The 5,780-nt window shown below is 40.9% G+C and carries 7 protein-coding genes; 1 reads left to right on the forward strand and 6 read right to left on the reverse strand.

All coding sequences use genetic code 11. The annotated features are described in order from the left end of the window. Positions 1 to 64, reverse strand: a 64-nt coding sequence (locus tag ICN39_RS11300; protein ID WP_223146557.1) for a transposase, incomplete at its 3' end; no start/stop codon positions are given. A gap of 497 nt (positions 65 to 561) precedes the next feature. Between ICN39_RS11300 and ICN39_RS10965 the strand changes: the two genes are divergently transcribed. Next, a complete protein-coding gene (locus tag ICN39_RS10965; protein WP_216234142.1) occupies positions 562 to 945 on the forward strand; it encodes a hypothetical protein in 384 nt (127 codons plus the stop codon). Between the two features lie 107 nt (positions 946 to 1,052). On the opposite strand, the gene ICN39_RS10970 is transcribed toward ICN39_RS10965, so the two are convergent. The 5 genes from ICN39_RS10970 to ICN39_RS10990 all read right to left on the reverse strand — a co-directional run bounded on the left by ICN39_RS10970 (position 1,053) and on the right by ICN39_RS10990 (position 5,594). After that, complete coding sequence (locus tag ICN39_RS10970) at positions 1,053 to 1,859, reverse strand: GIY-YIG nuclease family protein (RefSeq protein ID WP_216234143.1); 807 nt, start codon at positions 1,857 to 1,859, stop codon at positions 1,053 to 1,055. A 547-nt stretch (positions 1,860 to 2,406) separates the two neighbouring features. Beyond that, on the reverse strand, positions 2,407 to 4,467 hold the full coding sequence (locus tag ICN39_RS10975) for an AAA family ATPase (protein WP_216234144.1): 2,061 nt from the start codon (positions 4,465 to 4,467) through the stop codon (positions 2,407 to 2,409). 94 nt (positions 4,468 to 4,561) lie between these two features. Further along, positions 4,562 to 4,762, reverse strand: a complete 201-nt coding sequence (locus ICN39_RS10980; protein WP_216234145.1) for an AlpA family transcriptional regulator — start codon at positions 4,760 to 4,762, stop codon at positions 4,562 to 4,564. Positions 4,763 to 4,836: 74 nt separating this feature from the next. After that, positions 4,837 to 5,298 (reverse strand): hypothetical protein, encoded by a 462-nt coding sequence (locus tag ICN39_RS10985; RefSeq protein ID WP_216234146.1) that lies wholly within the window; start codon positions 5,296 to 5,298, stop codon positions 4,837 to 4,839. Then, a complete protein-coding gene (locus tag ICN39_RS10990; RefSeq protein WP_216234147.1) occupies positions 5,298 to 5,594 on the reverse strand; it encodes an integrase in 297 nt (98 codons plus the stop codon). Before ICN39_RS10990 ends, ICN39_RS10985 begins: the two co-directional genes overlap by 1 nt. Positions 5,595 to 5,780: the final 186 nt, after the last annotated feature.

The raw sequence follows: 5,780 nt of genomic DNA on the forward strand, positions 1-5,780 counted from the left end.
GTTCAACTACCTGTTTGACTGCCTCTAACTTGAACTCTTCAGTAAACCGTCTTCTTGTACTCATGACACACCTCCTAATAGACTAAATATTAGGCTAGAAAGTGTCTATAGAAGTAGTAGCGATTCATTTTGCAGAATGTTGCTCTCCAGCCGTGCTTTTTTAAGCTCCGATCTTAGAAATTCATACTTTTGACGTTCCAGCATGAATCCATGCTAGATTCTAATTTCGAATATCCCATTTCAGGATATTATTTATATAGCCATGAGATAAGAAATGAGAGACAGAGGAATTAAAGAGGTTGTTGAGCTGATAACAGTTGTATTTATCTTAATTTGTATATGGAAAGTTTTTCTTACCTATGCTGATGAATTTAGTACAGCGATCTATGTACTTTTTTTGGGGCTGTCCATATATGCAACTTATTTAATTGTGATCATGTTGCGTGATCATGATTTAGTTATTAGAAAAGGCATGGAATGAAGCTAGTAGCTTATTGCCCAAAGGGTATTCTTGCTCCAAATAGAGTTTTATATGCCATGGTGCCGCCAGGTGAGGTGACTATGGATATCTGGCTTGATTGTTTGGCCAATCGAATTCAGATGATGTTGGATAAAAAGAAATGGTTTAAAAAAAGACTTGCCAATAAGGTATGCAAGATACTAGAGTGGCCGCCATGCGAGGATCTTGAAAACTTTGGTAGGTACATTATTGAATATAAAAACGGCAGATTCAAAAGAGTCATAACTGGCTCTATTCTTAAAGGGGAGAAACCTTTTCCTGCAATGGTCACCGAGCAGGATGATGAGGTTTATGAAGACATCCAAGTAACTAGTCTGGAGGGCTGGGCTGGGCTGGCCTCTCTTGTTACTGGCGGCATTCTATTGAGTGATCAAAATAGACATACAGAGCGTCCAATAAATAAACAATATTTTTCTTCCAAATAAAGATTAGTTACTGGTTAGGGATGGCTTGTCTTAAGACCCCACCTTACCCGTACCCCCCTAAATTGGGGTTAGGAGTCCCACGACTGTCTTACATAGTATTTTGGACTTTAAATATGCCCCCAACTCCTTCCACTTCTGATGTGATTAATCTGGGATCTACTAACTCCATATTTTTCGACCAATACACTTGTTTTCTCGGTGCTAGATTTAATTTCCCTTGCCTGAGTCTCATCAATCTTCCCGCCTTTACCTTTCAGGGCTTGTGAAATTTGCTCCTTTTGTTCATTAGTCCTTTTACGACCACGATTAGATTCAGCAGCCTTTAGTGAGTCTTCCAGTTTTCTTGGAATACCAGATCTTCCTTTGGATATCTTATTTTTGGTTTCATCACTCAATATCACTCCCTTTCTGGGGGACTTCCTACCTTTTAGGGATTGTGAGAGATTATCAATATGCTCGGTTGTAAATTTAATGCCTTTACGTCCTTTAGAGATCGCATCAGCTATTTTTTTTGGTCTTGTGTAGCCTGTAGGTCTGGGATTTTCTTTCCAATGCTGAAGGTTAAGTTCGCTAAGGAGTTTTTTAGTTTCCTCTCTTCTTTTGATGCCTTTAACAGATCCAGCAACTGGAGCCATATTAAATTCTGGTTTTAGCTTACCAATCCAAAAATTTTCCTTCAGAATCCTGATTTCTTCTTTATCAATATTGCATGTCTCAAGAATCTTAAATTCAAATGCTTCAGAGCCATATTTCTGCCACGCTCTAATTAGATGTATGTTCGGATGATTGCCCTTATTTAAACGTTGCCTATGTTCGTTCCACCTCTTCTTGAACGCTTGTGCAGTAGAGCCAACATAGCATCTACCATCACTTAGAAATATGCCGTAAATACCCGTTAAATGTTCTTCATTCATCTTTATCTTCTACAGATTTCATTAATACACTCAGCAGTTGTTTTGGATCGTTTAAATTTAACTTCAAGTAACCGTTTGGTTTCCTGCCCCTAGTCCTCGTTGCATGCTCGTGGAACATCTTAATATGATGGCCCAAATCTTCTAAAAAAAGTAGTTTTGCAGTTGTTCTCTGATGTTGCTCTTTAGACTGCTTTGTATTCCTGCCATGCCTGAATTGTGGGTGGTCTTCTCCAGCTACACTTTTTCTAGTATGAACAGGGGTGGCACCGTGATACCTGCATGTTGAACAGCCGTAAGCTGCAGGGTTAAGGCAACGTTTTTTTGATCGTTTAGTGATCGCTTTGCATTGCCTTGCTCCATGTATTGCAACGCTAGGAAGTGGCATATTAAGGTAACTCCAGTAACAGCGGTAACTCTGGTAACGCAAATATTTCAATATGTCTAAATTTTGCAAAAGTAGTTACATAATGTGTAGGGGGTCTTTTAAGCACCTTAAAAAAAATAAAAGCACTCACCCTATGGAAAGAGGTAACTTCGGTAACTCTCATCACTCTTCATCCCAAGGATTGGTTACATCGCTACTAGAGTTACTGGTGTTACCGCTGCTACCACTATTACCAATATCCTTGCCGTTACTACTGCTACCGTAGTCTATATAGGCAGGTGTATTGCTTAGATGGGTATAGACACCTTTATTGTTATTAACTTGTTGCTCAGCCGTCATTGAGGCAAGTAATTTTCTGACGGTAGATTGTTTTTTGCTCAGCAATTCAGCAATGTCCTTAGGTTTTAATCCCTTGGTGTGTAGCTTTAATAAATCAGTAATTGCCTGCCGTTCCTCGCTAATGAATACTGCTTTAGCAGTACCCAGTAGCCTCCACTCACCATTAGCCTGCCTTGCAATAGCAAGATCATCATCATTAGGTATGTCTCTGCCAATTAGACTCAAGGTGTACATCTTATCGGAGCGGTTTCCATCAATAATCATCACACCGTCTACCGCACCAGTTAATCCCAAAGAACCACTTACTTGCTCTAATGGGTCGGTTTCAGCTTTACCCTTACGGTTATGGGTAACTATCAAGATAGTGCAGCGGTATTTATTAGCAACCTCTGTGATGGGTTCTAATGCCTTGTAATCGCTCTCATAGACGTTATTTCTGCCTGCAGTCGGTCTTACCTTTGCTAGTGTGTCAATCACTACGATTTTGGGCGTTTCTGTTTCAATCAGCTTTACCAGAGCCTCAACACCGCCCTTATCAAACCTTTCCCATTTGGTATGAAGTAGCAGGTTTGGTGTGGAGTAGCCTTGAGGTCGCAACTGTTTAAGACGTGACTGAAGCCTACGGTGATTATCTTCAAGTGCTAGATAAACAGCCTTACCTTGTACAACCTTTTTTCCAAAAACAGTTTCACCAAAAGCTACTGCAAGGCAAGTTTGCAAAGCAAGCCACGATTTGCCAGTTTTAGGTCTGGCTGAGAGTAGGTAGCAGCCCTCTGGAAGAATATCTTGAATGACCCAATTTAAAGGCGGAAAAACTTTGCCAGATAACTCTTCAGCAGTAATCCCTGCCCCTAGAGTGACTGTTGGCTGTTCAAACTCTAAAGTACTTATACCAATCCCAGCAAGCTGACATAAATGACTGATGCCGTACCCATTGGGTCTAGATCCGAGATCCTTCAAGGCTCTTCTGAAGCGGTTCAGTACCGCTACTTCATCGTATTTAGCATAGGATTTATTGTTGTATTCGCCTTTACTGTAGCGAACAAAATACAGTTCACCATCAACTCCATGAATGCGTGCCAGACTATTGGCTACAGCAGACCACGTTTCTTCTATCTGGTTATCAATCTTTGACAGAAGATCAATCAAGCTTTTCTTGGTCAACTTACTTTTGACCTGAGGTGTCTCAATTATTTGGGCTACTTCGGGTGCCTTTTGAACAGGTGTAAGTGATTGAAGATGTGCAAATACCTTCTCTAACGCAGATTCACTAACAAATTTAAGCTGCGAATATTTACTAGCCCAAACATCACCAGTTACGCAATTCCAAAACCCTTTACTAAATACTTCTACAGCATGAGATTCTGAGTACTTTTTAACTTCTGGATATTCGGCTGATAGCTCATTAGGCGGTAACTTGAAGACCTTTTTCTTGGAAGGAGGCATATCGCTTACAACATAAAGCTTTACTCCTGTACCGCTTGGGCTAATTTCAAAGTAACTGTTGTTACATAGTTCAACAATATCTTTACCTAAACCGAGGATTTGAGTACTGCCCCCTACATTTGCAACAAAGCCATCTAAATCCAGCATATATAGATAACCCTGCTTTCCTTCGCATGTAATTAGAGTGCCTTCTTCAGGCTGATAAATTGCTAACGCAACATCCTCGCTACCTGTTTCTTCTATCTTAGTGATTGCATTATGGAAACTGAGGTGTAGGCTGGGATCGTCATTCCCCTTGCCTCTGCCTGTGCTGGTTCGCCAGTCAAATGGACGTTTTTTAGGTTCGCCATCATCAAGGTAATGCTCCCAGAGAACAAACGTATTTAACTCCTTGATAGCTTGCGGTAACTGCTCTATAGTTTTAAAATTGTGTAACATGATGTAGCTTCCTTATTTGATTTCTGTCGGATGGGGTGGTTAGAGCCAAATTTGGATTGCCGTCCTGGTTTGGCTCGTTTTGTTTGTAGCTTCATCATGAAGCCTTGTAGTTGAGGGGATCTTTTTCCCACTCTTCTAGATCGCTGTTTTTCCAAGCCGTTACACCAGCAGAAAGCTTGTGTGACTTTGCGAAAGTACCTTCTTTTGTTTTTCGCCAGACTGTTGCTGGGCTTATTGCGTATTTCTCGCAAACCTGAGTAATTCTCGAGTAGCCTGTAGATAAATTTTTAGCCATTTTTGACTCCCTATAAAGTTAGATGAAACAACATGTCACATCCATGGGGAAGATCATATGACTGGAAATTTCCGCTAAAACGTACCTTTAAGCATTCGATCTCTAATTCGAGCCTCTTCCGAATTAACGGGTAGATGCGGTAGGGTGCTTTGATTTGAAACTACCCCATTTCGTAGGGCGATAAAGGTCTTTTGCAACTCCTCGGCTAATGTCCAAAGAGCAGTCTTTTGAAACTCGAAACCATTTTTTTTGAGTATTGGTCTAATTTCCTCTACTAATTTTGAGGTTTGTCTTTTGCCTAAGAGTCTCTTGAGGGCAATTTCACTAACACTCCTAGAGTGATATGGATTCAATAGCTTATCTTCATATGCCTTAATGAGTGTGTCTAAAGCAGCACTCGCTTTTCGCATCCGCCATGAACCGCTTCCTCCAGCATCAGCTTTATTTGCCCATACCTCAACAGCAACAGACATTATTCCATTCTCAATAAAGTAAGTTTCTAGAGGATTTGGCTTCGGAAGCTTTTTTCTCGGCATCAGATCTTCTTTTTTGTGGGGCTTGGCTTATCAGTATTAGTTGTCTTCGACTTATCTAGGAAATTTGCCCACTCAGCCATCAGCTTTCTTCGCTTTTCCAGTAGATCAGTCCTTTGATAGGCTTGCTGAACTGCATCACCAACTGCATGTCCTGATGCAACCTTCCTCAATTCCTCGGAATAGTTAGTTTGTTCTGCAGCCCAATCACGAAATGTAGACCTAAAACCGTGAGGGACTGCTTTTTCTTTTAACTCCCCTCGATCAATCATGCCCCTCATCAACTCTGAGAGTGCCATATCGCTGAGAGCTTTTTTATTTGGACTTGGAAATATAAGCTTAGATTCTTTGTCTGGGGTTTGACCTGTCCTGGGATTTTCAGACCAAAAGCTTTTAGAGATAATGACTCCTTCAACCTAAGGAGCAGGTATGAAGAGAGCACGGTTTTCAGACGAACAGATTGTTCGGATATTGCAAGAGGCAGA

The organism is Polynucleobacter sp. AP-Reno-20A-A9, assembly GCF_018882085.1.
GTDB lineage: Bacteria > Pseudomonadota > Gammaproteobacteria > Burkholderiales > Burkholderiaceae > Polynucleobacter.

Bases quoted from the DNA above. Each gene is read 5' to 3' on its own strand.
- ICN39_RS10965 (WP_216234142.1), top strand. From the start codon at position 562: ATGGATATCTGGCTTGATTGTTTGGCCAATCGAATTCAGATGATGTTG.
- ICN39_RS10970 (WP_216234143.1), bottom strand. From the start codon at position 1,859: ATGAATGAAGAACATTTAACGGGTATTTACGGCATATTTCTAAGTGAT.
- ICN39_RS10975 (WP_216234144.1), bottom strand. From the start codon at position 4,467: ATGTTACACAATTTTAAAACTATAGAGCAGTTACCGCAAGCTATCAAG.
- ICN39_RS10980 (WP_216234145.1), bottom strand. From the start codon at position 4,762: ATGGCTAAAAATTTATCTACAGGCTACTCGAGAATTACTCAGGTTTGC.
- ICN39_RS10985 (WP_216234146.1), bottom strand. From the start codon at position 5,298: ATGCCGAGAAAAAAGCTTCCGAAGCCAAATCCTCTAGAAACTTACTTT.
- ICN39_RS10990 (WP_216234147.1), bottom strand. From the start codon at position 5,594: ATGGCACTCTCAGAGTTGATGAGGGGCATGATTGATCGAGGGGAGTTA.